This window comes from Arthrobacter sp. SD76, assembly GCF_049726125.1.
Classification (GTDB): Bacteria; Actinomycetota; Actinomycetes; order Actinomycetales; family Micrococcaceae; genus Arthrobacter; species Arthrobacter nitrophenolicus.
This window is the reverse complement of sequence record NZ_JBNBLR010000001.1, coordinates 3,089,271-3,114,922: the sequence shown is the minus strand read 5'-3', so window position 1 is coordinate 3,114,922 and position 25,652 is coordinate 3,089,271. Positions and strand designations below refer to the sequence as shown.

The window sequence follows — 25,652 nt, the reverse complement described above, 5'->3', positions numbered from 1 at the left end:
AACAACACTTTCTGTATAGTTCTGTTTGGGATGCAACGCCGCGGTCCCGCCCACTCAACGTAGAGAAACGGAGCAGCTCATGTCATTGCCTTCTGCGGAAACGGTCCGGACCATCCGTTATGGCCTCATCGGGGCCGGCCACATGGCCCGCGAACATGTCCGGAACCTCGCACTGATCCCGGGAAGCCGGATCACCGCAGTCTCCGACCCCACGCCGTCCTCCCTGGAAGAGACCGCGAAGGAGATCGGCTATGAGGTGCAGACCTTCGCCTCCCACCAGGACCTGCTTGCCTCGGGCCTCGTGGATGCGCTGGTGATCGCCAGCCCCAATGACACCCACCTGGGCATCCTCAAGGACATCTTCGCCAGCGGGACCAACCTGCCCGTCCTGGTGGAAAAGCCCGTGTGCACCAGCGCCGCCCAGGCGGACGAACTCGAACAGCTGGCTGCCGACTACACCGCACCTGTGTGGGTGGCGATGGAATACCGCTACATGCCGCCGGTGCAGGAGGTCATCCAGGCCGCGCACAACGGCAAGCTCGGCAACATCTACATGCTGTCCATCGTGGAGCACCGCTTCCCGTTCCTGCACAAGGTGGACGCCTGGAACCGCTTCGCCGAGCGGACCGGCGGCACCCTGGTGGAAAAGTGCTGCCACTTCTTCGACCTGATGCGCCTGATCCTGCAGGACGAACCCACCCGCGTCTACGCCAGCGGCGGGCACGACGTGAACCACATGGACGAGGTGTACGACGGCCGGGTCTCGGACATGGTGGACAACGCCTACGTGATCGTCGATTTCAAGGGCGGCAAGCGGGCCATGCTGGAACTGTCCATGTTCGCCGAAGGGTCCAAGTTCCAGGAGCGCATCTCCATCGTGGGTGACGCTGCAAAGATCGAGACCCTGATCCCGGTGGCCGGGAGCCACTGGATCCCCGGTGACGAAGCCGAAGCCACCGTGGAATTCAGCCCGCGCTCGCCGCTGGGCCCGGAAAAGCACGAGGTTCCGGTGGACGAGGCCGTCCTGGCCGCCGGCGCACACCACGGCTCCACCTACTACGAGCACCTGGGGTTCCGGAAGGCCATCCTGGGCGAAGGCCCGGTGGAAGTCACGGTTGCCGACGGCCTGCAGTCGGTCCGGATGGGCCTGGCGGCCGAGCGCTCCATCGTGGAAGGCCGCCCCGTTGAGCTTACGAATGCCGGTGCCGGGTAGGTCATTAAGTAGGTTTGGTGTTGGAATTGCAACACCGGGCCGGGCAGGTGTCCGGGATCTAGGCAGGAAAGAAGGGGCCATGAGCATCGCACGCGAAGAGGCGCCGCTGACGTCCCGTCAGCGCAGCATCTTGGACGAGCTCGGCCGGCGGGGGTTCATTTCCACCACTGACCTGGCAGAGAGGTTCGCCGTCTCGGACATGACGGTGCGCCGGGACACCCGGGTGCTGTCCAAGCTGGGGCTGGTCCGGGTGGTCCACGGTGGTGTCAGCGCCGTGCAGGGGCACGGGCAGAACGCGGACTTCGCCGCCCGGGTCCGGGAGGATGCCGACGCCAAGCTGCGGGTGGCCCGGGCGTGCCTGTCCATGATCGGTGAGCGTGACGCCATCATCCTGGACGCCGGCACCACCACGTACCAGATTGCCCACGAGCTGCCCGCGTCCTTCACCGGCACCATCATCACCCACTCGGCACCTGCCATCCAGCGCTGCCTGCAGCTCACCTCCGCCCGGACCATCTGCCTTGGCGGGGAGCTGCTGCTGGACAGCCAGGCGTTCAACGGCCCCATGACGGTCACGGCCGCCGCCGGGCTGCGTGCCAAGACGGCGTTCATCGGCGTCAGCGGCATCCATGACGAGGCGTTCTACATCGAACGGGACGTGGAGCGCGCCACTAAGATCGCCCTTATGAATTCGGCAGAACAGGTGGTGGTGGTGGCTACCCACCAGAAGATGCTCCGGTACGCGCTGGCCCGGCTGGCGGGTTTCGATGCGGTGGACGTGCTGGTGACCGATGCGCCGCCGCCGCGGGAAATCGAAACGGCGCTGACCGCTGCAGGCGTGAAGCTGATGGTTGCCGCGTGACCGCGCGGCTCCGGGTGTGCCTGCCCGACCAGAAGCTGCTGGACGCTCTCGAGCCGACGGACGGCGTCGACTTTGTCCTCTGGGACCTGGCCGGTCCTGCCCCGGAGGGCCGGCTGGACCTGCTGGTCCCCGGCTATATGGGCAAGCCGGCGGCGCTGGCCGCGCTGGAGGGCGTGGACGTCGGGCTGGTGCAAAGCCAGTCCATCGGGTACGACGGCGTCGCGGACGTCCTGCCCGCCGGCTGCGTTTTCGCCAACGCGGCAGGCGTCCATGAGACGTCGACGGCGGAGCTCGCCGTGGGCATGATGATCGCCAGCCAGCGCGGGATCCCGGACTTCGTGCGGAACCAGGCGTCCGGCACCTGGGACAACACCCAGCGCGCCAGCCTGGCGGACCGGCGCGTGCTGCTGGTGGGCTACGGGGGAGTGGGCAAGGCCATCGAGGCCCGGCTGCTGCCGTTCGAGGCCGAGGTCACCCGGATGGGAAGCCGTGCCCGGGAGGACGGCCGCGGAACGGTGTACGGCATCGACTCGCTGTACGAGCAGCTGCCGCTGCACGAGATCGTGGTGGTCAGCGTCCCGTTGAGCGAGCAGACCGCGCAGCTGGTGGACGCGAAGTTCCTGGCGGCCATGCCGGACGGCGCGCTGCTGGTGAACGTGGCCCGTGGCCCGGTGGCCGATACAGACGCGCTGCTGGCGGAAACCTCGTCCGGGCGGCTGCGGGCGGCGCTGGACGTCACGGACCCGAACCGTTGCCGGCCGGCCACCCGTTGTGGACCACGCCCGGCGTGCTGATCACACCGCACGTGGGCGGCGCCAGCTCGGCAATGTTCCCCCGGATGGTCCGGCTGATCAGGAAACAGATCGGGCTGCTGCTGGACGGCAAGGAACCCGTCAACGTAGTTCTCCGCTGATCTATCCAGGCATGGCCCCGGCTCCTAAGCTGGGGCCATGTCCTCATATGAAGTCCGGCGCAGCGCCGTCATACCCGCAGCCCCCGAAGAAATCTTCCCGCTGGTCAACAACTTCCATGAATGGACCGCCTGGTCCCCCTGGGAGACCGTGGACCCCGGCATGAGCAGGCGCTACTTCGGCCCGGACTCGGGCGTGGGCGCCGGCTACGAGTGGAGCGGCAACCGCAAGGCCGGCAGCGGGAGCATGCAGATCGTCGAGTCGGTGCCGTCCAACCGCATCAACGTCAGGCTGGAATTCACCAAACCCTTCAAGGCGCTGAACCCCACCACCTTCACGTTCACGCCAGCGCCGGGCGGCACTGAGGTCCGCTGGGTGATGACCGGGGAGAACAAGGGACTCCCGGCCAAGCTATTCGCCCTCTTCGTCAACATGGACAAGATGGTGGGGTCCGACTTCGAACGCGGGCTGGCATCGCTGGCCGCCGCCGTCGCCGCAAAGAAGAAGAGCTAGGGCCGTGGGCGTCATCGACGATGCAATGGCGGAGCTGCCGGAAGCGGACCGCGAGTGCCTGCAGCACGTCATTGACATTGCCCGGCAGCTGGTGCCGGAGGCCACCGAAGGCATGAGCTACGGCATGCCCGCCCTCAAACTGGACGGAAAGCCCCTGCTGGGAGTGGTGGCCGCCGCGAAACACCTCTCGGTATTTCCGTTCTCGCCCGAGGTGGTGGAAGCAGTGGCCGGCAAGCTGGCGGGCTTTTCGCTGTCCAAGGGAACCATCCGCTTCACCGCAGAGCATCCCCTTCCGGACGACGTGGTGGAGGACGTCGTCCGGCTGCGGCAGGCGGAAATCAGGAAGTAGGGACCCATGGGAAAGATCATCCTGTCCAACGCCGTGTCCGTGGACGGGTTCTTCGAAGGCCCGGACCGGGACATCAGCTGGCACCGGGTGGACGAGGAACTGCACCGGCACTTCAATGACGAGATTGGTGCGATGGGTGGGATCATCGAGGGCAGGGTCACGTACCAGCTGATGGAGGAATTCTGGCCGACGGCGGACCAGGATCCGGACAGCACCCCGGCCATGGACGAGTTCGCGGGCATCTGGCGCCGCCTGCCCAAGTTCGTGTTCTCCCGCACCCTCGCCACGGCGGGCCCGAACGCGAAGGTGTTTGCCGGCGTCGTTCCCGAGGAAATCCGGGCATTGAAGGCGGAAGCCGGCGGCGACCTCATTATGAGCGGCGCCGACCTTGCCGGAACGTTCATGCGCCACGGCCTGGTGGACGAGTTCCGGATCTACGTCAATCCGGTGGTGGTGGGCCAGGGCCGGCGGGTGTTCCAGTCGCCCGACTTCACCGCGGACCTGGACCTGGTGGAAAGCCGCCGTTTCGGCAACGGGGTGGTCCTGCTGCGGTACCTGAACCGCGGCTGACGCTACGTAGGCAGCAGGGATGCCGGCAGTAGCGGAGCCGGTGCGGGTTCCCCGGCTGCAAGTGCGGCGCCAATAATTCCTGCCTCATTCTGCAAGCGGGCGGCCACGATCGGACTCCGCAGGTTTAGCAACGGGAGGTACTGGTCTGCGCATGCCGATATCCCGCCGCCCACCACGAACAGTTCAGGGGAGAAGATGAACTCCAGGTGGGAGAAGTAGCGCTGCAGCCTGACGCTGTACTCCGCCCATGTGATGCCGTCGCGCTCGCGGGCCACGGCCGAGGCAGCAATTTCCGCCGCGAAGCCGTCAATGGCGAGGTGGCCCAATTCCGCGTTCGGCACCAGTTTGCCGTCGAACACCAGGGCGGAGCCGATCCCCGTCCCAAGGGTGATGACCAGCACTGTTCCCGGGATTCCCCGGCCCGCACCGCACGTGGCTTCGGCAAGCCCTGCGGCATCGGCATCGTTTAACACCACGACGTCCCGCTGGAGTACGGCGGAAAAGACTGCAGCCGCGTCGACTCCTATCCATGAGCTGTCCACGTTGGCCGCCGAGCGGGCGATGCCGTTCTGGATGATACCGGGGAAGGTGATTCCCACCGGCTGGCTGCTGCGGGACAGCCAGGCATGTCCTCGAGTGCGGCAACAAGGATGGACACCACGGCGGCCACAGCGGAGGGGGTCGCGGGCCTGGGTGTCTCCATCCGGATTGAAGGTCCAGTAAGGGTGCCGGAGGCGACGTTGACAATGCCGCCTTTGATGCCGGTTCCGCCTACGTCGATGCCAATGAGATGGCCGGCCGTGCCGGGCTTGAAGGTCATGGTGGTCCTTTCCGTAGGGAGGCTTGAGCGGAGATCAAAGGGGGGGCGGTCAGCCGTTTGTTCGGCTAACCGCCCCCGAGACGCTGTTGGAACCAGACCGTTAGGGCGTGGACTTAGAGGCGTTCCAGCTGTCCCAGTTCTCGCCGTCGAAGCCGAGCCGGCCCAGCTGGTAGTCGGCCCAGTTGCCTGCAGATTTCTCGATTACTTCGCCGCCTATCGAGTAGTTCTCCAGGGCAAGGCCGTTGCCGGCAGGAACCTCGTTGCCGATGGTGACCTTTTCACCGGCGGGGTTGGTGTAGCGCTTGAGGTGGCTGACCTGGGAGGTCCAGTCGAGTCCGTTCCAGCTATCGATCTTGAGATTCTTGATGTTGATGTTCTCGGTGTTGGACAGGGCGTAGACGCGGATGGCGCAGTTGGCCATGCCCTCAACCGTGAAGTTTTCGAACGACATGTTCTTGACCGTGGTGGTGGGGTCCGCCTTGGTGGTGGATCCCATGTCCTCCCAGTGAGAGGAGGAATTGAAGATGCAGGTGTTGTACTTGACGTCCTTCCAGTACATCCGGTTGTGGATGACTGAGGTGTTGGTGACGTTCACGTTGTCGATGTTCCGCGGCGTCCAGCCCCACTGGACCACGGGTCCGTTCTCGTTTTTCCAGATCACGGTGTTATCGATGGTGACGTCGCTGTGGTACATCTTCAGTACGTCGTCGTTGGAGTTGAAGAACGTGTTCTTCATGCTGCTGCCCTTGTACAGCTCGATGCCGTCCGTTTGCCAGTACCAGCTGCCCACCTGCTTGTAGTTCTCCACGTTCATGTGGAAGGTCTGCTCGTTCCCGTAGACCACAAAGGAGTGGTAGGGCGGTTCATTGATGGTGACGCCCTGCAGGTCCAGCTTCTGCTCGGCGTCGGCTGACGCGAACTGCAGCATCTTCACGCACGATGAGTGGCAGTTGGACGCCCCGCTGAGATGGTTGTAATTGTTGTTCGTGTCCGCCTCGTACACGTATTGCTCGCCGGAGAGGACGCCATAGCCGGTGACTTTGTACTGGCTTTGGTTGTCGTGCAAGAACCGGAAGGCTCCCTTCACATAGGCGCCTGGGGCCAGATACACCCACTTGACGTTGGGCGGCAGGACGGCATGGTAGTCCGAGCCCATGCTGTAGGTGCCGGGCTTGAAGTAAATGATGTCGTCGGTAACGGTGTTGAGGTTGGTTACCTCACCTTCAGCCGGGTAGTGGATGCTGCCTGACTCCTCCGTGGGAATCAGCCGCTCCTTCTGCTCGCCCCGGAGCTTGGGCTCGGCGAAGATCATCATCGAGTTGCGGGGCTCGGTGTGGATGGCGCGGTTGCCCTCGGCTTCGGTGGTGAGCTTGCCGCTGTCGCCGCTCATGTCGTTGTACGCCGTGTACAGCTGCGGCTCGAACTCCACCGAGAACCGGTATCCGGCGTCGGAGTATGGCACCTTGATCTTTACGGTGTCCGCGTCCACGAGCTGCTTTTCGAAGTTGTAGCTGCTGGGCCGGATCTGGACCTGGTCGGCCGACGTGATGGTCTGGCCGGTCTTGAGATTGACGTCCACCCAGACGTCCTTGGCATATTCGAAGCTGGACCAGCTCATGGACAGGCCGGCCTGGGAGGAGAACTCGGCGCCGTCTTCCTTGGTATAGCCGACCTTGTCCTTTCCGCTGCGGGGGATGCTCATGTAGGTGAACGCGTCGTAGGCCTTCTCCGGTTGGTTGGCCGAGGCTACCTGGACGTCGTAGATGGAAGACTGGCGCACCTCGTTGTCCCCGGTGGGACCTTCGGTGTTGAAGACCCCGTTGTCATGCCACCAGGTGTGCAGGTTGCCGTTGTCCGCTGTCTCGATTGGCCGCTCGGCGGATGGCGCTGCTGGTGCCTGCGAGGCCGGATTGGTGCGTGCCTGAGCCGGCATCGCGGTGGACGTGCTGGTGATGACGACGGCGGTTGCCGCAGCAATGCAGTATGCCAGTCGTCCGAGCCCTGTTCCGGGCATGATGGTTCCTCTCGTTGGATGGGACCGGTAGAAGGTGGTGCCTTTAGGAAAGGCGGCGGAGCACAACGGCCTCCCAGGGCAGCAGTTCCTGCCTGTTCCAGTCGTGGCCGGGCCGGTTGTGAAGGAGAACCTCTGCCTGTGCCCATGCCGTGGCGATATCCCTGGCAAGGGTGAAGTCCAGGGCCAGCGGTTCACTGGAGCAGTTGGCCAGGACTAGCAGGGTGGCGTCCGGGCCGGTGCGGGTGTAGGCGAAGAGTTGCGGGTCCTGCAGGTAGAGCAACGTGAACAGCCCGTCGATGACGGCGGGTTCCTCATGGCGCAGGCGGACCAGGCTCTGGTACCAGGCGAAGACGGAGTCCGGATCGGTGCGCTGGGCGGCGGCGTTGAGCCAGGCGTGGTTGGGGTTCACGGGGATCCAGGGCTCGCCCGTGGTGAAGCCGGCGTTCCTGCTGTTGTCCCACTGAACCGGGGTCCGGGCATTGTCCCGGCCGCCCGCGGCGAGGCCGGCCAGGATGTCGCTTGCCCGGCTGCCGCCGCTGCGGGCAATGGCCTCGCGGTAGTAGTTCAGGCTTTCAAGGTCGCGGAAGTCGCCGATGCCGGAAAACTGCATATTGGTCATGCCCAGCTCTTCACCCTGGTAGATGTAGGGCGTGCCGCGCATCAGGTGCAGGACCGTGGCCAGGGCGGTGGCGGACTCGTACCAGTACGCGGAGTCGTTGCCGAAGCGCGAGACGGCCCGCGGCTGGTCATGGTTGTTCCAGTAGAGGCTGTTCCAGCCCACGTCCGCCAGGGCATCCTGCCACTTCGCCAGCGATTGCTTGAGCGCCACCAGGTCCAGCTGCTTGCGGGTGAACTTTCCGCCCGGACCGTGGTCCAGGCCCACATGCTCGAACTGGAACACCATATCCAGTTCCTTCCGGTTCGGGTCCGTGTACAGCCTTGCCAGTTCGGGGGTGGCGTCCACCATCTCGCCCACGGTCATCAGGTCCGCGTCCCGGCCGGCGAATACCTCCCGGTGCATTTCCTGCAGGTACTCGTGGACCCGGGGGCCGGAGCCGTAGAACGGGATCCCGTCGCCCAGGCCTGGCCGTCGCCCACCGGCCCGTCCGGCAGGCCGGGGTGTTTGGAGATGAAGCTGATGACATCCATCCGGAACCCGTCCACGCCGCGGTCCAGCCACCAGTTCATCATCCGGTACACTGCGTTGCGGACGTCCGGGTTGTCCCAGTTCAGGTCCGGCTGCTTGCGGGAGAACAGGTGCAGGAAGTACTGCCCGGTGGTTTCGTCCAGATCCCACGCGGGGCCGGAGAAGAACGAGCCCCAGTTGTTGGGCTCCGCCCCGGGACCCGGCACCGCACCGTCGCGGGGGTCGCGCCAGATGTACCAGTCGCGCTTGGCGCTTATCCTGCTGGAACGGGAATCCTGGAACAGGCGTGCTCGTCGGAGGTGTGGTTGACCACAAGGTCCATCACCAGCTTCATGCCGCGGGCGTGCAGGCCGGCGATCAGTTCGTCCAGGTCCTCCATGGTGCCGAATGCCGGGTCCACGGCGTAGTAGTCGCTGATGTCGTAGCCGTTGTCGTCCTGCGGCGAGGCGTACACAGGGGACAGCCAGACAACGTCGACGCCCAGTTCCTCAAGGTGATCCAGGCGGCCGATGACGCCGCGGAGGTCGCCGATGCCGTCGCCGTTGGAATCGGCGAAGCTGCGCGGATAGACCTGGTAGACGACGGCGGCCTTCCACCACTCGTCGTTCGGACGGAGGCTGGGATGCCGCAGTGCGGGCTGGAGGGTCACTTGATGGCTCCGATGTTGACGCCGCGCATGAGGGTGCGCTGGAAGAGAAGGAAGAAGATCAGTGCGGGCAGGATGCCGGCCATGGACGCGGCCGCCAGGGCCGTGGGGTCGGAGGTGTACTGGCCGCTGAGCGCGCCCAGGGATACCGAGACAGTCTGGTTGGCGGCCGAGGGCAGCAGGACCAGGGGAAGGAAGAAGTCGTTCCAGGTCCAGATGAAGAAGAACGTCACCAGCACGGCCAGGGTGGAGCGGGTGAGAGGCAGGACGATGAGCCGCAGGATCTGGAACCGGGTGGCACCGTCCAGGCGTGCCGCTTCGAGGACCTCCAGCGGGAAGGAGCCCAGCACTGAGGCGAGCATGTAGGTGCCGAAGGCGCTCTGGAGGACGGCCAGGATGATGGTGACGCCGAGCAGGGAGTCGTAGAGGTTAAGTTCCCGGGAGAGTACGAAGAGCGGGTAGACCAGCGCCTCCTGCGGGATGGTGAACGCGAGCATGAACACGGCCAGGATCCACACCCTGCCGCGGATCCTGCCGATGCCGATGGCGAAGGCGCTCAGCAGGCTCAGGGTTGCGGCGATCAGGGCCACGCTGCCGGAGAGGATGACGCTGTTCAGCAGCTTCTGGTTGAAGTTGACGCCCGCCCAGAAGTCGATGATCGCAGTGAAGTCCAACTGCGTGGGGATCCCGATCGGGCCGCCGTCGATGTATTCGCCTGAGGGTTTGAACGCGTTGACGAGGGCCAGCCAGAAGGGGAAGACCATCAGGAGGGCGGCAACGGCGAGCAGGGCCAGGATGATCCAGCCGTTGACGCCGCGCCGGTTCCTGGCGCTCCGGGTGCTGTGAGCCGGTTTTTGTTGCGGGGTTGAGGCGGCGGGTGCCGTGTCTGGGGCGGGGGCTGTGGTGGTCACTTGTCGAATCCCTCGGCGTTGCGGGTCTGGTAGCGCAGCAGCACGATCGCGATGATGGTGACCAGCAGCGCCAGGAGGGAGGCGACGGCGGCGCCGTAGCCCACCTGGGTGGTGGTGAAGAAGTTTGAGTACGAGAAATAGGCCGGAACGATGGTGCTGGTCCCGGGCCCGCCTCTGGTGAGGACGTAGATGGGGGCGAAGACCTTCAGTGCTGCCACGGAGGTGGTGATCAGCACCACGGCGATTTCCGGGCGCAGCTGCGGGATGGTGATGCTCCAAAAGCGCTGGAACCAGCCGGCGCCGTCGATCTCGGCTGCCTCGTAGAGGGCAGGGTCAACACGGGAGAGCCCGGCCATGAACACCACCACGGTGTAGCCGATCTGCAGCCAGATCAGGACATTCATCACCGCGAGCATGCTGGTGTCCGCGTCGCCGAGCCAGTTCTGCTTCAGCCAGCCCAGGCCCACCCCGTCCAGGACTGTATTGAGGATGCCGTACTGCGGCTGGTACAGCCACTTCCAGAGGACACCGGCCACCGCGATGGGCAGGATCTGGGGCAGGTAGAACGTGGCCCGAAGGATGCTCGCCGTCCTGGCGCCGAACTTCGGGGCGATGTAGTCGAACAGGACAGCCGCGACGAAGACGCCCAGCGCCGTCGGCACCACCGCCATCGCCACGATGAAGGCGGTGCTGTGCAGGAAGGACGCCCAGAACGCCGGGTCGGCCACCAGGCGCGCATAGTTGTCCAGGCCCACGAACTTCGGGGTGCCCACGCCGCGCCAGTTGGTGAGGCTGTAGTACAGGTTCATGCCGAAGGGGATGGCCACGATGGCGATGAAGCCGATGGCCCCGGGCAGGAGGTAAATCCAGTAGCCGCGCGGGTTCTCCTGCGCGGATCTGCGCCGGGGGACGCGGAGGGGCAGCTGTCGCGGCGCTTGCCGGGTTCGGGCGGCCGGGGCCGGGGGAAGTGCTGTCATGATGTTTCCTTTGCGGTGGCGGCGCACCTGGGTGCGCCGCCACGTGCTGGTGCGGTCGTGCTTGCGGGTGCCGGGCTACTTGCTGGGCTTGCCCTGCTCGTAAGCCGCCTTGATGTTCTCCACGGCCTTCTGCGGGGTCACGTTGCCCTGGACCAGGTCGCTGGTCTGGGCGACCAGGACGTCGTTGAGGCCCGCGACCGGCCAGTCGGGGTACCAGCCCAGGCCGCCGTCGTCGTCATTCAAAAGTTCGTTGAATCGCGGCGTGGTGAGCTTGCCGATCGGGCTGGTGATGGCGTCCGCTTCGGCGGCCACGGGGACCGCGCCCTCGTTGCCCAGCAGGTTCTGGATCTCCGGGCTCATGGTGATTTCCATGAAGTCGTAGGCCAGTTCCTTGTTCTTGGCCTTCTCGGGAACAACCCAGAGATTGCCGCCGGAGCCGGGGTGCAGGTCGGTGCCCGGGAACAGGAACTGGTCGAACTCGAAGTCCTTGATCTCGTCCGCGAAGCTGCCGGCCCACCAAGTGCCGGAGACGAAGATTGGGTACTGGCCGGCCACGAACGCGTTTCCGGCGTCCTGGGCGGCGATGCCGGTGGAGTCCTTGCTGATGTAGCCACGGGCGGTCCAGTCCTGCACGGTCTGCGCGGCCTTCTCCCACGCGGTCCAGTCCACGTCGCCCTCGAACTGCTGGTAGGCGGACCAGGAGTCCTTGTCCATGTTGGCCAGCGCCAGTTCATAGAGCAGGTGCGTGCCGGGGTAGTCCTGGGAACCCAAAGCCAGGGGAGTGATGCCCACCCCGGCGAACTTGTCCATCGCCTGCTCCAGTTCCTGCACGGAGGAGGGGACCTGGATGTTCTGCTGGGCGAAGAGGTCCTTGTTGTACCAGACCGACACGTACTCGCCGTAGTTGGTGATGCCGTACCGCTGGCCGGAGCCCATCACGCCGTCCTGATACAGGCCCACGTCCTGGGCGGTGCTGTCCAGGTCCCAGTTGCGTTCCTTGGCGACGTCGGTGAGGTCGGTCAGGAGCCCGGCCTGGGAGACGACGCCTGCGGTGGCATTGCCCTTCAGGTATTCCAGGACGTCCGGTGCGTCGTTGGAGTCGAGCAGGAGCTGGCCGGACTGCTGCATCTGCTCATAGGTCTTGAGTTCAAACTCCACGGTGACGTCCGGGTGCTTTTCCTCGAAGATCTCGATGGCCCGGTTCCAGCCGGTGGCCAGGGCACTGTCGTCGTTCTCCCACCACCAGACCTTGAGGGTCTTTCCGTCGGGCTCGTTTGCGGGTGCCGAGCACCCCGAGATTCCCATTGTCGCGATGGCCGCCGCCGCGAGAATCGCCGACGCCGCCTTCCACTGCTTGTTCATGCTGACTGACCTCCATTGGTCCACGTTTCAGTTCCCGCCTCCGGGCTGGCATTTATTCTGTTCCAAAACTATTAGGGCCGTCAAGAGGGGCCCGAGTAACAAATATTGAGCAGTATTAGTTGTGTAACAAAACTAAAATGGCATGCCAAGATGGAGGAGTGAAAAGTCCATCAGCGTGGTCGGTGCCGCCCACAGACGCGTCCCTTCCGGTAGCCATTGAGGTGTTGCGCCGGGTACCGATTTCCCGGGCGGCCGTGGCCCGCCGGCTAAAGCTCTCACCCGGGTCGCTGAGCCGGCTGAGCGCGCCGCTGCTGGAGGGCGGATTGCTGCGCGAGGTGGGCGAACACAACGACGGCCGGGTCGGCAGGCCCACCCGGCTCCTGGACGTCGACATCGACGCGAAGCACTTCGTGGGCATGAAGCTGCGCGAGAACGAGATCATCGCGGCCCGCACCAACCTGCGGGGGGAAATCCAGAACCACCGTACCCTTGCCATCACGGACCGGAGCCCCGAGGTCGTCGTCGGGCAGATTGCCGGCCTGGCGGCAGACCTGGGCGAGGGCCTGCAGATAGACGGCATCGGCCTCGGCATCGGCGGCCTGATCCGTGACCGGCAGTACGTGGTGGACGCAAAATTCCTTGGCTGGACCGAGTTGCCCCTGGCGAAGCTGGTGGGCGCGGCCACCGGGATTCCCACGCTGGTGGACAACGACCTGGTGGCCTTCACCGAGTACGAACACTGGTTTGGTGAGGGCCGCGAGGACGACCGTTTCGCCGTTGTCACCCTTGGCGTGGGAACCGGCTTCGGGCTGGTGGCCAACGGCGCAATCGTCACCGGGAAGGACTACGGCATCGGGCTCGTGGGGCACTGGCCGCTCGACCCCGCCGGACCCGTCTGCTACGCCGGGCACCGCGGCTGCGCCACGAGCGTGCTGAACTCCGATTCGATTGCCCGGCACGTGTCCGCGGCGCTGGGCCGGACGGTGGGGTACGAGGAAGCCCTGGATCTTGCCGAGGCAGGAGACCCGGCGGCCAGGCGCGTGGCGGACGACGGCGGGCGGGGCCTGGGCAGGCTCCTCGCCGCCATCTGTAACCTGACGCTTCCCGAACGGATCATCATTGCGGGGGAGGGCGTACGGCTCGCCTCGGTGGCCGAGGACGCCGTGCGCGAGGGCCTTGCCCTGGACCGCGATCCGCGCGCCAGCACCCCGCCCATCGTGCTGGGCACCAAGGACAACGTGGACTGGTGCCGGGGCGCAGCCGTCCTGGCCATCCAGGCGTTCGTGCACGGCAAGTTGCCCGCGGTGGCGGCCGCGGGCAGCTGATCCCCTTATCTACCAGGCATTCCAGTTGTCCCAGTTCTCGCCGTCGAAGGCGATCCTGCCGGGCTGCGTATCGCTCCAGTTGGACGTGGTTTTGTCGATGACGGTGCCGCCCACGCTGTAGTTCTCCAGCTTGATGCCGCGGCTGTCCACGGTCTCGTTGCCCAGCGCCACCTTGGCGCTGGATGTGTCCGAGTACCGCTTGAGGTGGCTGGCCTGGGAGGTGTAGTCCAGTCCGTTCCAGCCGTCGATCTTCAGGTTCTTGATGTGGATGTTCTCGGTATTGGCCAACGCATAGATCCTGACGGCGCAGTTGGTGGTGCCCTCGACGTTGATGTTCTCCAACCGGAAATTCTTGACCGTCTTGGCGGTGTCCGCCGTGTTGGTGGCGCCCATGTTTCCCCAGTACGAGGACGAATTGATGATGCAGGTGTTGTACTTGGCGTCCTTCCAGTACATCCGGTTGTGGATCACGTCCGTGTCCGTGACCACCACATTCTCGATGGTGTGCGGCTCCCAGCCCCACTGGATCACAGGGCCGTTCTCGTTCTTCCAGATCACCGTGTTATCCACCGTCACGTTGCTGTGGTACAGCTTCAGGACGTCGTCATTGGCATGGAAGAAGGTGTTGTTCATCCGGCTGCCCTCGTAGAGCTCCAGGCCGTCCGTCTGCCAGTACCAGCTGCCCACCTGCTTGTAGTTGTCCACCCGCATTTCCATGTCGTAGGCGTTCGGTGGCCCGTAGATCACGAAGGAGTGGTAGGGCGGCTCGCTGATGGTGATGCCTTCGACGTCCAGGTACTGCTGCATGCTGGACGAGGACGAGAACTGCAGCATTTTGACGCAGGTGTTGTGGCAGTTTACGCCGCTGCTGTGGTTGAAGCCGTTGGCGGTGTCCGCCTCGTAGACGTACTGCTCGCCGGAGAGCACGCCGCGCCCCGTGACCTTGTAGACGCCTTGAGTGGAGTTGCCGAAGTAGAAGGCACCCTTGACGTAGGCTCCCGGCGCGAGGTAGATCCACTTGACGTTGGCCGGAAGTTCGGCCCGGTATCCCGAGCCCATGTAGTAGGTTCCGGGGCGGAAGTAGATGATGTCTTCGGTGACCTGCTCCAGGTTGTTGACCAGGCCTTCCTCCGGGTACTTGACGGTGCCCGAGGCGGCGGTGGGAATCACCCGCTCCGCCTCGGCGCCGGTCAGGACCGGCTCGGCGAAGATCATCATCGAATTCCGCGGTTCGGTGTGGATGGCGCGGTTGTCCCCGCCGGGGTCTTCCGTCAGGACCCCGCTGGTGCCGGACATATCGTTGTAGGCGGTGAAGTTTTGCGGGGCAAACTCGACCGAGAAGCGGTATCCCGACGCCGCGTAGGGCACCTTCACGCGCACCGTGCTGCTGTCCACAAGCTGCTTTTCGAAGGCGTACTTGCTGGGCGGATGGTTACCTGCTCCGTGGAGGTGATGGCCTGGCCGGTGAGGAGCTTTACGTCCACCCAGACATCGGTTGCGTATTCGAAACTTGACCAGCTCATGGAAAGGCGGGCGGACGAGGAGAACTCGGCCCCGTCCGGTTCCGTGTAATTGATCTTGCCCTTCCCGCTGCGGGGGATGCTCATGTACGTGAAGGAGTCGTAGCGGGTGGTGGGTGCGGCGGCTGTGGCCACCTGCACCTCATAGGAAGACGACCGGCGGACTGCACCGTTCGAGGTGGGCGAGGTGGTGTTGTATTCGTCGTTGCTGTGCCACCAGGTCCGCAGGTCGGCGCCGGTGGCGGTAAAGCCGGTCTGTTCTGTCGCGGCGGCAGGCTCCTGGCCCGCTGCCGGCAGCAGGAGCAGCAGCGCGAAGGCTGCCGCCACAAGACGGAGGTAATGCTTCATTGCTTTTCCCCTGTTCTAAATCATTCCGGTTACAACTGGTCGGATTTCTCCGTCGAATTTCTGTGTCTGGTTTTTCCTTCCGGTATTTATGCGGGCATGGCAAGAAAAGGCGGGGCCGGATATTTCCGGCCCCGCCTTGGGGATCATGCCTAGGGTGTGAGCCCCACCATCGGGACCACCACAGGTGAGCCCGCCAGCCAGTCCAGCACGTTGGCCTGGCTTTGGCCCTCACGGACGATTACGTCCAGTGCATTGGGATCGCTGGTGTCCGTGTCCCGGGAGGCGATGCCGCCGTCGAAGACGCCGGCGCCGCCGCCGAAACGCCACTCCTTGATCCAAGACGGGTTCCCGGCTGCCCAGTAGGCGCCGTCGTAGACAGGCCGGACGTTGCCGATGCCTTCGCCGGATTCGGCGTTGCCGAACATGGCCACCGCGAACTTCGCCGACGCCGGATCGAGGGTTCCCAGCGCCTCCTTGGGCACCATGGTGACGATCTGCTTCGCTTCCGGCACCGCCAGCAGGCTGACAGCCGAGGTGCGGGTCCCGTCTGGGCCGTAGACGCCGGCGCCGTCGAACCGCCCATCGGTGACGACGACGGAGTCCCAGGCGTGCTCGACGTTGACGTTGGTGCCGGGCAGCGCCGGGGTGGCCGTTGCATCGCCGTTGCTGAGGTAGACGTTGATCCGCTGGTGCGAGATCCCCTGGCCGCCCCACGGGTTGGTGACGTTGCCTGCGATGGTGCTGACGAACGCGTACTTGTCGCCGGCGTCGTATACGTCGACGGCGGTGAGGTCGAACGCGCCGGGCACGTAGACCGGGTTGGTCGGGTACGTGTAGGTGCCCGGGCCGTTGTCATCGCCGGCCGGGTCCTGCAGCCCTCCGATGCGGGTGCCGTAGTGCAGCACGGTCCGTTCCTCGACGGCGGTGCCTCCGTCGGCGCCCACCGCGGCTACCGTCACGTTGTTCTTGGTGCCGGGCAGGGCGACGTCCACGGAGAAGGTGGAGCTGCCTCCGGCGGCCGGGGTCAGCGGGGCTTCCACCACCTGGCCGTTGACGGAGATGTACACCTTGGCTGCGGAGGTGGTGCCGGAGACCGTGGTGCTGTCCGAATCCGAGGTGCTCAGCTGCGCCGGGGACGCGATCTCCAGGGCCGGTTCGGCGATGGCGCCGTTGGCGTAGCGGCTGGCGACGTTCTGCGGCGTTTCCACCGGGGCGCCGTGCTTCACGCCGGCGGCGAGCCGGACGTACTGGGCCATAGCCCAGGACAGCGGGGAGGCCGAGCCGGTGCTGCGGCCCAGTTCGTGGCCGTAGGAGGTGGGCTCGTCCTGGTCCCAGACCTGTTCGGGGATCATGAAGCCGTCGTTGGCCGCCGAGTGCATGGTGGCCAGGTAGGGCAGCGCATCCTCACCGTTCGCCAGGGCATACTCGCCGCGTTCACCCGTCAGTAGGGGCCACAGCCGGCCGATGCCGGTGCCGTCCCAGGGTGAACCGTCGGCCTTTTCGCCATAGCCGTCATAGGTGTAGCGGTGCCACATGCGGCCGCCGGGGGTGTCCTGCGAGATGGAGGCGTCGGTTTCGGCGAGCGAGTCTGCCACGTGCGGGTCGGCCGGCGGCTTCACGCCGAGCCGGACGAACTCCAGGAATCCGGCGTCCAGGACGGCGTTCTCGGGATGGACCCCGCACCGTTGCCCCAGTCGCGGACGGCGCCGTCGTTCGGGTTGCCGCTGGCGCTGATGCGGAGGTAGTAGTTGCCGTCACCCACCGGGCCGTTGGTGGTGAACATCCACTTTTCGGTGCTGCGCTGCCATTCGTCGGCGGTTGCCCGGTAGATGGCGGCGGAACCGGCGTCGCCGTTCTTCTCGGCGATGTCGCCGGCCGCGGCGAGGGCGGCGATCTGGGAGGCCAGAGTGGATGTGGAGTACCCGCCGGTCTCCTCCCAGCGTTCCTGCGGGGTCTTGGGCCCGGCGGCAACGAGGTAGTCTGCGGCGGGCTTGAGTTCGTTGGCGTAGAAGTCGGCGTCGGTGCGGCCGATCTGGTTGGCCAGCAGGATGGGGAACGCCGTCTCGTCCAGCTGGATGCCGTTCTGGCCCACGGTGCCGTCCACCTTGGATGTCTGCGGGAAATGCCCATCGGGCAGCTGCTGGTACTTGAACAGCCACTCGACACCGCGCCGGGCCGCGTCCTCGTCGCCGGCGGCGAGCAGGGCTGTCACGGACTGGTACATGTCCCGCGCCCACACGGCGTGGTAACCCTCGCGGTGCTGTTCGGCACTCGCGGCCTGGCCCCACGGCGTGGTCAGCGAGGCGATGAACGCGCCGGGGAAGGTCTTGTCCTCGTGGGACTTGACGGTCATCAGGGAGACGTCGTACTGCGTCCGCAGGTCACCCTCCAGTGTCTTGGCGGGCTTGTCCAGGGAACCCAGGTACTGCTTCCACTCCTTGGTGTAGTCCTTGGACACCTTGGCGTAGCCGCGCTTGACCGTGGCGTTGGCGGTATGCAGCGCTTCGTCGGTTGTGGCGCCGAAGCCGAGGGCCAGGGAGAACTCCGTTTTCGCGCCGGTCAGCTGGATCTGGCCGGTCTGGGCGATGTTTCCGGTGCCCGCGGCGGGGTAGGTGGCATCAAGCCTGCCGTCGGCGGCCAGGTCCGTGCCGCCGTCGCTCGTCCCGACGTATCCGGTGCTGGTGGCGCTGAAGCCGGCACTGGACACCAGGGCCGAGGCCACGGGGGTGTCAGGGATGGACAGGTCCTCGGCCACCAGGGCGCCGCCTGTGGTGCTGCCGGTATCCCCGCCGGACGTGCCGGCCAGCGACGGGTCGAACAGGGTGAAGAGCTGGTACTCGCCGCCGTCGAGCACTTCGAAGGTGACGCCGAGCATGACGGACGAGCGCTCCGGGTCCGTCACGTAGGTCTTGGTGAGCCGCCAGCGGCCCGCGCTGTCCTCAGTGATCTGCCGGTAGGTCAGTGCCTGCGGGTCGGCCAGTTCCACGCGGCGGGTGGTGCCTTCATTTTCCAGCTGCCGGTGCGAACCGTCGCTGATGGCGAACTGGAGCTCGCGGGTGTTCGGGGTATCGGCGCGGGGGTAGTAGACCTCGCTGAGGGTCCCCTCGGTCAGAGTGTACCAGACCTTTGAGGCTGTGCTGACGGACGTGCCGACGCCTTCCTTATCGCCCTTCGTCCACGTGGCGGAGGCTCCCGGTGCCCCTGGTGGCTGCTCCACGTCCGCAGTGGCGGGGGCGAGGGCGACGGCCGACGCCGCTACCGCGAGGGCTGCGGCGGCGCAGCTTGTTTTGAGGTGACGCTTCATTGCTCTCCTGGTGATGTGGCTGGGGTGTGCATTCGCCGGAACTAAATTTATAAGGGCCTTTAATAATTCCATGACTAGTATTGGTACCGGCGGTGCATCGGTCAAGGGGTGGGGCATGGGAAGCGGGACAAAAAAAGACGGAAGCCACGGTTCCCGTGCTGCGGAAGATTTCCGCGTCCGCTGTGCTTGACGCCCTGATTGCCGGGCCCCTGCTGGATGCCTCCGGCCTGATGGAGGCAACCGGTCTTTCCCGGCCGACGGTTCTGGCCGTCTGCGACGAGCTGCTCGCCCTCGGCTGGCTGGAAGAAGTGGAAGGAACCGGCTCCACGCGGGCCGGACGACCGTCGCGGCGCTTCGGTCTGAAGGCCTCCGCCGGGTACGTCGTGGGAATCGACCTTGGCGCAACCAAGCTGCACATCTGCTTATCCGACCTTGCCGGAACGGTGATTGCCGAGCACCTGGAAAGCTGGCGCGATGAGCATGTCGCCGCCCCCGAGCGGCTTTTGACCGTCCGGCAGCGGATACACAGCATCCTTGATGAGTCCGGCGTGGAGCCCGACCGCGTCCTGGCGGCCGGCATGGCGGTTCCCGCTCCGGTCCGTACGGACGGGCATGCCGTGGCCCTGGAGTCCTACCTGCCCGGGCTGGCGGCCCTGGATCTGCGATTGGCACTCCGGCCTGATTTCGACTGGCCCTTGCTGGTGGACAACGACGCCAACCTTGCCGTCGTCGCCGAGCGCTGGCTGGGGGTGGCACAGGGCATCGACGACGTCGTTGTGCTCCTGTCCGGCGAACGGCTGGGCGCCGGCATCTTCCTGGGCGGGAACCTGATCCGTGGGTGCGGCGCCGCCGGTGAAATGCGGTTCCTGCAGCTTGTGGAAGGCGTGGGAAACACTGACGCCATCGGCGGCATGTGCCGTGAGCTGGGAGCAGTTGCTGCCGCCGAGGTCGTGGATGGCGAGCGTCCCGCAGCGCCGGGCGGGAGCGACCTCGTGCGTCTCTGTGCCGGTGTCCCGGCCGACGTCACAGCCGAAATGGTGCTCACTGCCGCCCGGAACGGCGATGCGGCGGCGCGGGATGTGGTGGACGTCGTGACCGAGCGGACTGCGCGGGTGGTCGCAGTCGTCGCCACCCTGCTGGACCCCCAGATGGTCGTTCTCTCCGGCGGTCCGGCAGGAGCAGGCGACGTCCTCCTACCCCTGCTCGATCAGGCCTTGGACCAGTTCGACGCCCAGCATCCCCGCCTGGCGGCCTCGACGCTAGCAGACCGTGCGGCCCTGCACGGAACGGTGCGGATCGCTTTGGACCACGCCTTCGGGGCGCTGATCTGACGCTACGCGCCGCCCTTGATCTTCCGCCAGCCGCCTGCCCGGTTGTCCGCGATCACGGCCCGGAAGATGTCCAGCAGGGCTTCCTCGTTGACAGGATCGCCCTGGTGGAAAGCGATGGTCCGCCCCGTCTGGTTGCCGTGCCCGCCGGTGATGATGTGCTGCGGGTCCGGGGCCAGGCCGCCGTCGTACAGGAACACGTTGACGTGGTCCTTCGCGGCAAGGAGCGCACAGATATTGCCGTTCAGCACGAAGTAGGGCTGCACGGTGCGCTTGATGGTCTCCTCCACCTCGGGATCCGCGGCATGCACCAGGTCGCGGACCTTTCGGCAGACCTCCTGCTGCCACTCGGGGAGGGCGTCAATGTACTGGTCAACGCGCGGGTCCTTGGCGTAGTCCATGGCCAGGATCATCTCCTGAATTCGATGCGGACGGAGTTGTCGTCCGGAAGGACGATCACCGTTCCATTCTGCGGCGTCCAGCCGTCATGGAGGAAGAAGAAGCGCCCGCCGCTGAGCACCAGCAGGCGCAGGCCGTCATACCGGTAGAGGGCCGCGTCCGCGGTGCCAACGTTCACCTCCGAGACCGCGGCCGAACCGATGCCCAACGGCGTGGGTGAGTACACCTCGGCGCGGGGCATGAACTGCACGCCCTGTTCGTAGTCCACCGCCAGCCGCCGGCCCAGTGCTTGGGCGAAGTCGGCCGTGCCCCAGAAGAGCAGCAGCGTCACGATGCTCAGGACCAGAGTGGTTTCCACCGCGTGCTGCTCGGTGGTGAGGGCCGGACGTGTATCCTCCCGGCCCAGGCGGCGGAGATGGACGCACCAGGTGGCAACCAGCACGCCCAAAGCCATCAGATACGGCGTGTAAAGCGCAGCCCTGGCACGCTCCATGATGGCCACCAGCAGGCTGATGCCCACCAGGAGCCCGCTCAGCAGGGCCGCGATCCCGGCCGCCCGGACAATCACCGCCCTGCCGCTGTCCTCGGCGATGTGCCGGCGCAGCCAGCGGTCGAGTGCCAGCCACACCACGGCCAGGACCAGGATGGACACCAGCGGCACAAAGAGCGGGTTGATGCTGATCAGGAGGTAGTCCTGCACCGAGTACCCGAACAGGCTCACGTTCAAGCCCATGTACGCGGCCTGCGCCTCCGCCCGGGCCCAGCCGAAGTAGAAGAGCAGCGCCGTTGCCACCGTCAGCGGCGGGCCGACGGCGGAGATCACGCCAAAGGCGCGCGACCAGGAGGACCGCTCGTCGCCCTTGTCCTCGGTCATGATGCCGTGCCCGACGGCGGCAGGCACGTCTGCGGGTCCGCGTAGTCAAGGGTGACGGTCCCTGCACCGTATAGTCGGCGTCGGCCACGGCGATGCTGACCGTGACGGGGCCCGCCGCTTCGATGGGCGGGGCCAGGAAGTAGAGGTCGCCGGGCGGATAGTTGAAATCGTCCGGGCTGTTCCTGAATCCCACGGCTGCGATGGCCGTTCCCACGCTGACGGACCGGACCGAACCTGCCGGCAGGCCTTCAAGGGTTCCCACCAGGACCACCGGGGCGCCCGCGCACATGGGGGCGGGCGGGGAGTTCCGCGCATCGTCCTCGAGGAATTTGAGGTCCGGCGGGCAGGCCGTGCCCGGCCTCGGGGCCAGGGTGAAGGGGACGGCCGGGTTTTGCCGCCGGAACCCGGCGATGTCCTGCAGCACTTCAAAGGCAGCCACGGACCAGCAGTCGGATGTGGCCAGGGTTGGTGCGGGGATCGTGGCGAGGGCCGCCGCGCCGCTCTCCCAGGCGGCCTGGTCGCCGTTGAGACCCAGGCACAGCGTCGGCGCCAGTTCCAGCATGGTGGTGGCTGTGGCGGGATCTCCCTGGCTGGTGCAGTTCAGGCCTTTCAGGTCTACGTACCAGACGGGGTCGCCGCGTCCCACCGGGCCGATGGGAAGCCAGTCGAGGACCACGGCCTCCGGTGCGGGCGGCTGGTTGGGCGCGGGTGGACCGGGCGGCTGCGGGGGTGGCGGGTTCGGCGCCGGAGCGGCGGGCGCCTGGCCCGGCGCCGGGGGACCGGGCGGCTGCGGGGGTGGCAGGTCCGGGGCGGGAGCGGCGGTTGCGCTCGCGGATGCCGGTGAGCCTGCGGAACTTGTGGAGCCTCCGGACGCCGGGCCACCGCCGTCGTCATTGCTGCCGGCGAAGCACCCGGACAGAAGCAGCGCGAGGACCGCCGCCCATGCTGGGGCGGCCGCGCGGCGCAGGCCCTCGTTCACTGCGGCATTATGCCGCGGAAGGCGTTACTGCGCCGTTACTGGGTGGCGGCCGGTGAGTGGCGTGCCGTGAGCCGCCGGGCCAGGAGGGCAACGGGGATGATCAGGAACCACAGGAACGGGGTGTTACTGCCCAGCACGAACGCGGCCGGAATGCTGAGCAGGAACACCGCGGGGGCAGTGAGCCTGGCCAGGAACACGCGCCGGTGCTCGGTCTCGTTCACCGTGTCATCGGTCAGGCCCTTGCGCCACGCGTAGGTCCACATGCCGGCAAGCGTCAGGTAGACGCCGGAAATGGTGGCCGCATACAGCACGCTGGGCCACGGACTGGGGTTCCCGCCGTAATCGCTCAGGACGGCGGTGGGCGCGGGGAGCATCACGATGAAGAAAAGCAGCAGCATGTTCAGCCACGCCAGCTGCGGGTTGAAGTCCCGGATGCGGAAGAAATCGTTGTGGTGGGACATCCATACCCGCGCGATGATCAGGAACGAAAGGGCGAACGCCAGCAGCTCCGGAACGGCGCCCGCCAGCTCGGCGGTCAGGCGCTCGGAAGGGATGCCCAGGGGCAGTTTCAGGTCCAGGGCCAGGAGCGTGAGGGCGATGGCGAACACCGCGTCGCTGAAGAAAACCATGCGTTCGAGCGGCACCGATTTATCCACGCCAAGACCCCCTGAGCCGAAACACCGATGGCCACATTTTGCCCTATCCCCGCCGCCGAATCGGTTCCATAATGGCTACGTAAGCTTCGGGGACTCCCGCGCTGATGATGGCTGGCGCAGCGGTTCGGATCCCAGGTGGCCGCCCCGGCAGTCGGCGCAAAGGGCGGGCACGCGGCCTGTTCCGGAAACGGCACGGCCGGCACAGGGGGAGAGCATCGCCATCAAAAGCGCAGCAAGGAGATTCGCCATGCTCAAGGATCTGGACGCAATGGCTGTACTGCCCGCGAAGGACATCAGCCGGGCCCGGGAGTTCTACCGCGACAAGCTGGGCCTTGAACCGGTCCAGGAGATGGGCCCGGAGAACCTGATCTACAAGTCCGGGAACACCACGTTCCTCCTTTACCAGACGGACAATGCCGGCACCGCAAAGAACACCCAAATGGGCTGGGTAACGCAGGACTTCGACCGCGAGGTGGAGGAACTGCGCAGCCGCGGCGTGGTCTTCGAGGAGTACGACCAGCCCGGGCTCAAGACTGAAAACGGCGTCGCCACCATGGAAGACGTGGGCAAGGGCGCCTGGTTCCTCGACAGCGAGGGCAACATCCTCAACATCTCGTCCATGTAGGCATCCCGCCGCATAAGAGACGTACGACGCCGGCGCCTCGGGCCCGCAGCACCTCCCACCCAGGTGCCGGGCCGCGGAAGTCCGGCGTCGCCGTCGTGCGTTGAAAATTCCGCGGGCAGATGCATAAGCGGCCCTGCCCCGCACAACCGTTGCTTGGCAGCGCCGGTTATGCGGGGGAGGGCCGCTTTTGTGACCGGCCGGTGCTAGACGGCGGGCTCGCGCTTGCCGCTGAACGCGATCCGGAGGGCGCTGCGGAACGTCAGCCGGCTCCTGCGGCTGACCACCACCACCGCGGCCAGACCGGTCAGCAGGACCACAATGCCGCCCGCCGCCACGGACCAGCGGGCGCCGAATTCGCTGCCGATCCAGCCCATCAGCGGCGCGCCGACGGCGGTGCCGCCCTGCAGGATGGCCAGGTAGAGCGCCAGTACGCGGCCGCGGAACTGCGGCTCCACGGAGAGCTGGATGCTGGTGTTGCAGCTGTTGAGGAATGTGATGGACGCCAGGCCAACGGGGATCAGCACGGCGGCGTAGAGCCAGAACGACGGCGACACGCTGCCCAGGAGCGTGAAGGCACCAAGGCCCAGCGCCCCGCCCAGCAGGAACCGCAGCCGGGGGCCGGACCGGCGTGCGGCGAGCAGTGCGCCGGCCAGCGTGCCCACCGCCATGATGGAGCCGAGGAGGCCGAATTCTCCCGGCCCCACGCCGAACTCGGTGGTGGCCATCAGCGCGTTGGTGATGGGGAAGTTCATGCCGAACGCGCCCAGGATGCCCACCAGGACCATGATCAGCATCAGATCCGGGCGGCGCCGGACGTAGTTGATCCCTTCGGCCACCTGGTGTTTGCCGCGCTCGGCCCGGACGGACGGGACCAGAGCGGAGGTGTTGATCAGGAACAGCGAAATGATGACGGCGGCGTAGCTGGCGGCGTTGAGCAGGAAGACCGGTCCGGTGCCCACCCAGGCGATGAGGACGCCGGCGATGGCCGGGCCGGTGAGGCGGGCGGTGTTGAACGAGGCGGAGTTCAGGGCCACGGCGTTGGAGATGTTGTCCTGGCCCACGAGTTCGGACACGAAGGACTGCCGGGCGGGGGCGTCGATGGCGCTGGCGATGCCCAGGCAGAGGGCGGCCAGGTAGGCGTGCCAGAGTTCGGCGGTGCCAGTGACCACCAGGAGCCCGATGGCCAAGCCGGTGAGGCCCATGGCCAGCTGGGTCCAGAGCAGGATCCTGCGCTTGCGGTAGCGGTCGGCCAGGACGCCGCCGTACGGGCCGAGCAGCAGCATGGGCAGGAACTGCAGGCCCGTGGTGATGCCGACGGCGGCGCCGTCATGGTTGGTGAGGACGGTCAGGACCAGCCAGTCCTGGGCGATCCGCTGCATCCAGGTGCCGATGTTGGACACCAGCGCGCCGCCCGCCCAGATGCGGTAGTTGCGGTTTTCGAGGGCACGGAACATGGCGCTCATCGGCCGCTCATCTCCTGCATGATGCGGGCGGCGCGGCTGAGGATCCCGCGGTCCTCTTCGCTGAGTCCGGCCACGCGCTGCGCCAGCCAGGCGGTGCGCTGTTCCCGCGCCTCCGCGAGGACTGCCCGGCCGGCGTCGGTGATGTCCACGCGGACCTGGCGGCCGTCGTCGGGATGCGGTGTCCTGGTGACGAAGCCCTGGTCGGCGAGGGCGTTGACGATGCGGGTCATGGACGGTGCCTGCACGTGTTCGCTGTCCGCGAGGGCGCGGAGGGTGCTGGGGCCGTCGCCGTTGAGGAGGGCCAGGACGGTGTACTGGCCGGGGGTGATCACCTCGCCGGTTGCCTCGACGCGGAGCCGGCGCGAAGTGCGCATCACGGCGGTGCGGAGGTCGATGGCGAGGGTGTCGGGGGAGGTGGTGTGCTGGGCGCGGTTTTTCGTTTGGCTGGCGGTCATCTGGTCGGGTGCGCCTCCTGGCGGTGATCGTTAGCAGTGCTAATTAGTTCTGCTAACGATTATGCTCCTTCTTGGTTGCGC

The 25,652-nt window shown here is 66.3% G+C and carries 20 protein-coding genes and 4 pseudogenes; 9 read left to right on the top strand and 15 right to left on the bottom strand.

Features of this window, described 5'->3' with window-relative positions:
- The first annotated feature begins 79 nt into the window (after nt 1-79).
- The 6 genes and pseudogenes from ACPEE0_RS15070 to ACPEE0_RS15045 all read left to right on the top strand — a co-directional run bounded on the left by ACPEE0_RS15070 (nt 80) and on the right by ACPEE0_RS15045 (nt 4,418).
- The gene (locus tag ACPEE0_RS15070; RefSeq protein WP_424574784.1) at nt 80-1,213 is read left to right on the top strand and encodes a Gfo/Idh/MocA family protein; all 1,134 of its coding nucleotides are present in this window, start codon (nt 80-82) and stop codon (nt 1,211-1,213) included.
- 79 nt (nt 1,214-1,292) lie between these two features.
- The gene (locus ACPEE0_RS15065) at nt 1,293-2,075 is read left to right on the top strand and encodes a DeoR/GlpR family DNA-binding transcription regulator (protein WP_407709058.1); all 783 of its coding nucleotides are present in this window, start codon (nt 1,293-1,295) and stop codon (nt 2,073-2,075) included.
- Nucleotides 2,072-2,988: pseudogene (locus ACPEE0_RS15060) on the top strand (2-hydroxyacid dehydrogenase). The gene ACPEE0_RS15065 and the pseudogene ACPEE0_RS15060 overlap by 4 nt, the downstream one beginning before the upstream one ends.
- Nucleotides 2,989-3,025: 37 nt before the next feature.
- Nucleotides 3,026-3,499 carry an SRPBCC family protein gene (locus tag ACPEE0_RS15055; RefSeq protein WP_407709060.1) on the top strand — a complete coding sequence of 158 codons (474 nt, stop codon included), beginning with the start codon at nt 3,026-3,028 and terminating at the stop codon, nt 3,497-3,499.
- 4 nt (nt 3,500-3,503) lie between these two features.
- A complete protein-coding gene (locus ACPEE0_RS15050) occupies nt 3,504-3,848 on the top strand; it encodes an iron chaperone (RefSeq protein ID WP_407709061.1) in 345 nt (114 codons plus the stop codon).
- Between the two features lie 6 nt (nt 3,849-3,854).
- Nucleotides 3,855-4,418: a dihydrofolate reductase family protein gene (locus ACPEE0_RS15045; protein WP_407709062.1), complete on the top strand. Its 564-nt coding sequence runs from the start codon at nt 3,855-3,857 to the stop codon at nt 4,416-4,418.
- A gap of 2 nt (nt 4,419-4,420) precedes the next feature.
- Here ACPEE0_RS15045 and ppgK read toward each other — a convergent pair.
- From ppgK to ACPEE0_RS15015, 6 genes and pseudogenes are all read right to left on the bottom strand, one after another.
- Nucleotides 4,421-5,238, bottom strand: a pseudogene (ppgK, locus tag ACPEE0_RS15040) (polyphosphate--glucose phosphotransferase).
- Nucleotides 5,239-5,338: 100 nt separating this feature from the next.
- A complete protein-coding gene (locus ACPEE0_RS15035) occupies nt 5,339-7,252 on the bottom strand; it encodes a family 49 glycosyl hydrolase (protein ID WP_424574783.1) in 1,914 nt (637 codons plus the stop codon).
- 43 nt (nt 7,253-7,295) lie between these two features.
- Nucleotides 7,296-9,048: pseudogene (locus ACPEE0_RS15030) on the bottom strand (alpha-glucosidase).
- Nucleotides 9,045-9,956, bottom strand: coding sequence for a carbohydrate ABC transporter permease (locus ACPEE0_RS15025; RefSeq protein WP_407709066.1), 912 nt, complete (start codon nt 9,954-9,956; stop codon nt 9,045-9,047). Before ACPEE0_RS15025 ends, ACPEE0_RS15030 begins: the two are co-directional and overlap by 4 nt.
- Nucleotides 9,953-10,933, bottom strand: a complete 981-nt coding sequence (locus tag ACPEE0_RS15020) for a carbohydrate ABC transporter permease (RefSeq protein WP_407709067.1) — start codon at nt 10,931-10,933, stop codon at nt 9,953-9,955. The genes ACPEE0_RS15025 and ACPEE0_RS15020 overlap by 4 nt, the downstream gene beginning before the upstream one ends.
- Nucleotides 10,934-11,008: 75 nt before the next feature.
- A complete protein-coding gene (locus tag ACPEE0_RS15015) occupies nt 11,009-12,295 on the bottom strand; it encodes an ABC transporter substrate-binding protein (protein WP_407709068.1) in 1,287 nt (428 codons plus the stop codon).
- A gap of 158 nt (nt 12,296-12,453) precedes the next feature.
- Here ACPEE0_RS15015 and ACPEE0_RS15010 point away from each other — a divergent pair, with 158 nt between their 5' ends.
- On the top strand, nt 12,454-13,620 hold the full coding sequence (locus tag ACPEE0_RS15010; protein ID WP_424574782.1) for an ROK family protein: 1,167 nt from the start codon (nt 12,454-12,456) through the stop codon (nt 13,618-13,620).
- Between the two features lie 9 nt (nt 13,621-13,629).
- On the opposite strand, the gene ACPEE0_RS15005 is transcribed toward ACPEE0_RS15010, so the two are convergent.
- The 4 genes and pseudogenes from ACPEE0_RS15005 to ACPEE0_RS14990 form a co-directional block, all read right to left on the bottom strand.
- The gene (locus ACPEE0_RS15005; protein WP_424575285.1) at nt 13,630-14,013 is read right to left on the bottom strand and encodes a family 49 glycosyl hydrolase; all 384 of its coding nucleotides are present in this window, start codon (nt 14,011-14,013) and stop codon (nt 13,630-13,632) included.
- Nucleotides 14,014-14,088: 75 nt separating this feature from the next.
- Nucleotides 14,089-15,488: pseudogene (locus ACPEE0_RS15000) on the bottom strand (dextranase); the annotation flags it as partial.
- A gap of 149 nt (nt 15,489-15,637) precedes the next feature.
- Nucleotides 15,638-17,107, bottom strand: a complete 1,470-nt coding sequence (locus ACPEE0_RS14995) for a glucodextranase DOMON-like domain-containing protein (protein WP_424574781.1) — start codon at nt 17,105-17,107, stop codon at nt 15,638-15,640.
- A complete protein-coding gene (locus ACPEE0_RS14990; protein WP_424574780.1) occupies nt 17,104-18,792 on the bottom strand; it encodes a glycoside hydrolase family 15 protein in 1,689 nt (562 codons plus the stop codon). The genes ACPEE0_RS14995 and ACPEE0_RS14990 overlap by 4 nt, the downstream gene beginning before the upstream one ends.
- 155 nt (nt 18,793-18,947) lie before the next feature.
- Here ACPEE0_RS14990 and ACPEE0_RS14985 point away from each other — a divergent pair, with 155 nt between their 5' ends.
- Nucleotides 18,948-20,123, top strand: a complete 1,176-nt coding sequence (locus ACPEE0_RS14985) for an ROK family transcriptional regulator (RefSeq protein ID WP_424574779.1) — start codon at nt 18,948-18,950, stop codon at nt 20,121-20,123.
- 2 nt (nt 20,124-20,125) lie between these two features.
- Here the strand turns inward: ACPEE0_RS14985 and ACPEE0_RS14980 are convergent, their stop codons facing one another.
- The 3 genes from ACPEE0_RS14980 to ACPEE0_RS14970 all read right to left on the bottom strand — a co-directional run bounded on the left by ACPEE0_RS14980 (nt 20,126) and on the right by ACPEE0_RS14970 (nt 23,016).
- On the bottom strand, nt 20,126-20,533 hold the full coding sequence (locus ACPEE0_RS14980; protein ID WP_407709073.1) for a DUF1801 domain-containing protein: 408 nt from the start codon (nt 20,531-20,533) through the stop codon (nt 20,126-20,128).
- A complete protein-coding gene (locus ACPEE0_RS14975) occupies nt 20,530-21,420 on the bottom strand; it encodes a hypothetical protein (RefSeq protein WP_407709074.1) in 891 nt (296 codons plus the stop codon). Before ACPEE0_RS14975 ends, ACPEE0_RS14980 begins: the two co-directional genes overlap by 4 nt.
- Nucleotides 21,421-22,407: 987 nt before the next feature.
- The gene (locus ACPEE0_RS14970; RefSeq protein WP_424574778.1) at nt 22,408-23,016 is read right to left on the bottom strand and encodes a TMEM175 family protein; all 609 of its coding nucleotides are present in this window, start codon (nt 23,014-23,016) and stop codon (nt 22,408-22,410) included.
- 259 nt (nt 23,017-23,275) lie between these two features.
- Here ACPEE0_RS14970 and ACPEE0_RS14965 point away from each other — a divergent pair, with 259 nt between their 5' ends.
- Nucleotides 23,276-23,653, top strand: coding sequence for a VOC family protein (locus ACPEE0_RS14965; protein ID WP_407709077.1), 378 nt, complete (start codon nt 23,276-23,278; stop codon nt 23,651-23,653).
- A 203-nt stretch (nt 23,654-23,856) separates the two neighbouring features.
- On the opposite strand, the gene ACPEE0_RS14960 is transcribed toward ACPEE0_RS14965, so the two are convergent.
- Nucleotides 23,857-25,116, bottom strand: a complete 1,260-nt coding sequence (locus ACPEE0_RS14960; protein ID WP_424574777.1) for an MFS transporter — start codon at nt 25,114-25,116, stop codon at nt 23,857-23,859.
- Entirely contained in the window at nt 25,113-25,571 is a 459-nt protein-coding gene (locus ACPEE0_RS14955; RefSeq protein ID WP_424574776.1) for a MarR family winged helix-turn-helix transcriptional regulator, read from the bottom strand. The genes ACPEE0_RS14960 and ACPEE0_RS14955 overlap by 4 nt, the downstream gene beginning before the upstream one ends.
- Between the last annotated feature and the right edge of the window lie 81 nt (nt 25,572-25,652).

Excerpts from the sequence above, each read along its gene's own strand:
- ACPEE0_RS15070 (WP_424574784.1), top strand. The coding sequence starts at position 80 with ATGTCATTGCCTTCTGCGGAAACGGTCCGGACCATCCGTTATGGCCTC.
- ACPEE0_RS15065 (WP_407709058.1), top strand. The coding sequence starts at position 1,293 with ATGAGCATCGCACGCGAAGAGGCGCCGCTGACGTCCCGTCAGCGCAGC.
- ACPEE0_RS15055 (WP_407709060.1), top strand. The coding sequence starts at position 3,026 with ATGTCCTCATATGAAGTCCGGCGCAGCGCCGTCATACCCGCAGCCCCC.
- ACPEE0_RS15045 (WP_407709062.1), top strand. The coding sequence starts at position 3,855 with ATGGGAAAGATCATCCTGTCCAACGCCGTGTCCGTGGACGGGTTCTTC.
- ACPEE0_RS15035 (WP_424574783.1), bottom strand. The coding sequence starts at position 7,252 with ATGCCCGGAACAGGGCTCGGACGACTGGCATACTGCATTGCTGCGGCA.
- ACPEE0_RS15020 (WP_407709067.1), bottom strand. The coding sequence starts at position 10,933 with ATGACAGCACTTCCCCCGGCCCCGGCCGCCCGAACCCGGCAAGCGCCG.
- ACPEE0_RS15015 (WP_407709068.1), bottom strand. The coding sequence starts at position 12,295 with ATGAACAAGCAGTGGAAGGCGGCGTCGGCGATTCTCGCGGCGGCGGCC.
- ACPEE0_RS15005 (WP_424575285.1), bottom strand. The coding sequence starts at position 14,013 with ATGGGCGCCACCAACACGGCGGACACCGCCAAGACGGTCAAGAATTTC.
- ACPEE0_RS14990 (WP_424574780.1), bottom strand. The coding sequence starts at position 18,792 with ATGAAGCGTCACCTCAAAACAAGCTGCGCCGCCGCAGCCCTCGCGGTA.
- ACPEE0_RS14980 (WP_407709073.1), bottom strand. The coding sequence starts at position 20,533 with ATGATCCTGGCCATGGACTACGCCAAGGACCCGCGCGTTGACCAGTAC.
- ACPEE0_RS14965 (WP_407709077.1), top strand. The coding sequence starts at position 23,276 with ATGCTCAAGGATCTGGACGCAATGGCTGTACTGCCCGCGAAGGACATC.
- ACPEE0_RS14960 (WP_424574777.1), bottom strand. The coding sequence starts at position 25,116 with ATGAGCGCCATGTTCCGTGCCCTCGAAAACCGCAACTACCGCATCTGG.
- ACPEE0_RS14955 (WP_424574776.1), bottom strand. The coding sequence starts at position 25,571 with ATGACCGCCAGCCAAACGAAAAACCGCGCCCAGCACACCACCTCCCCC.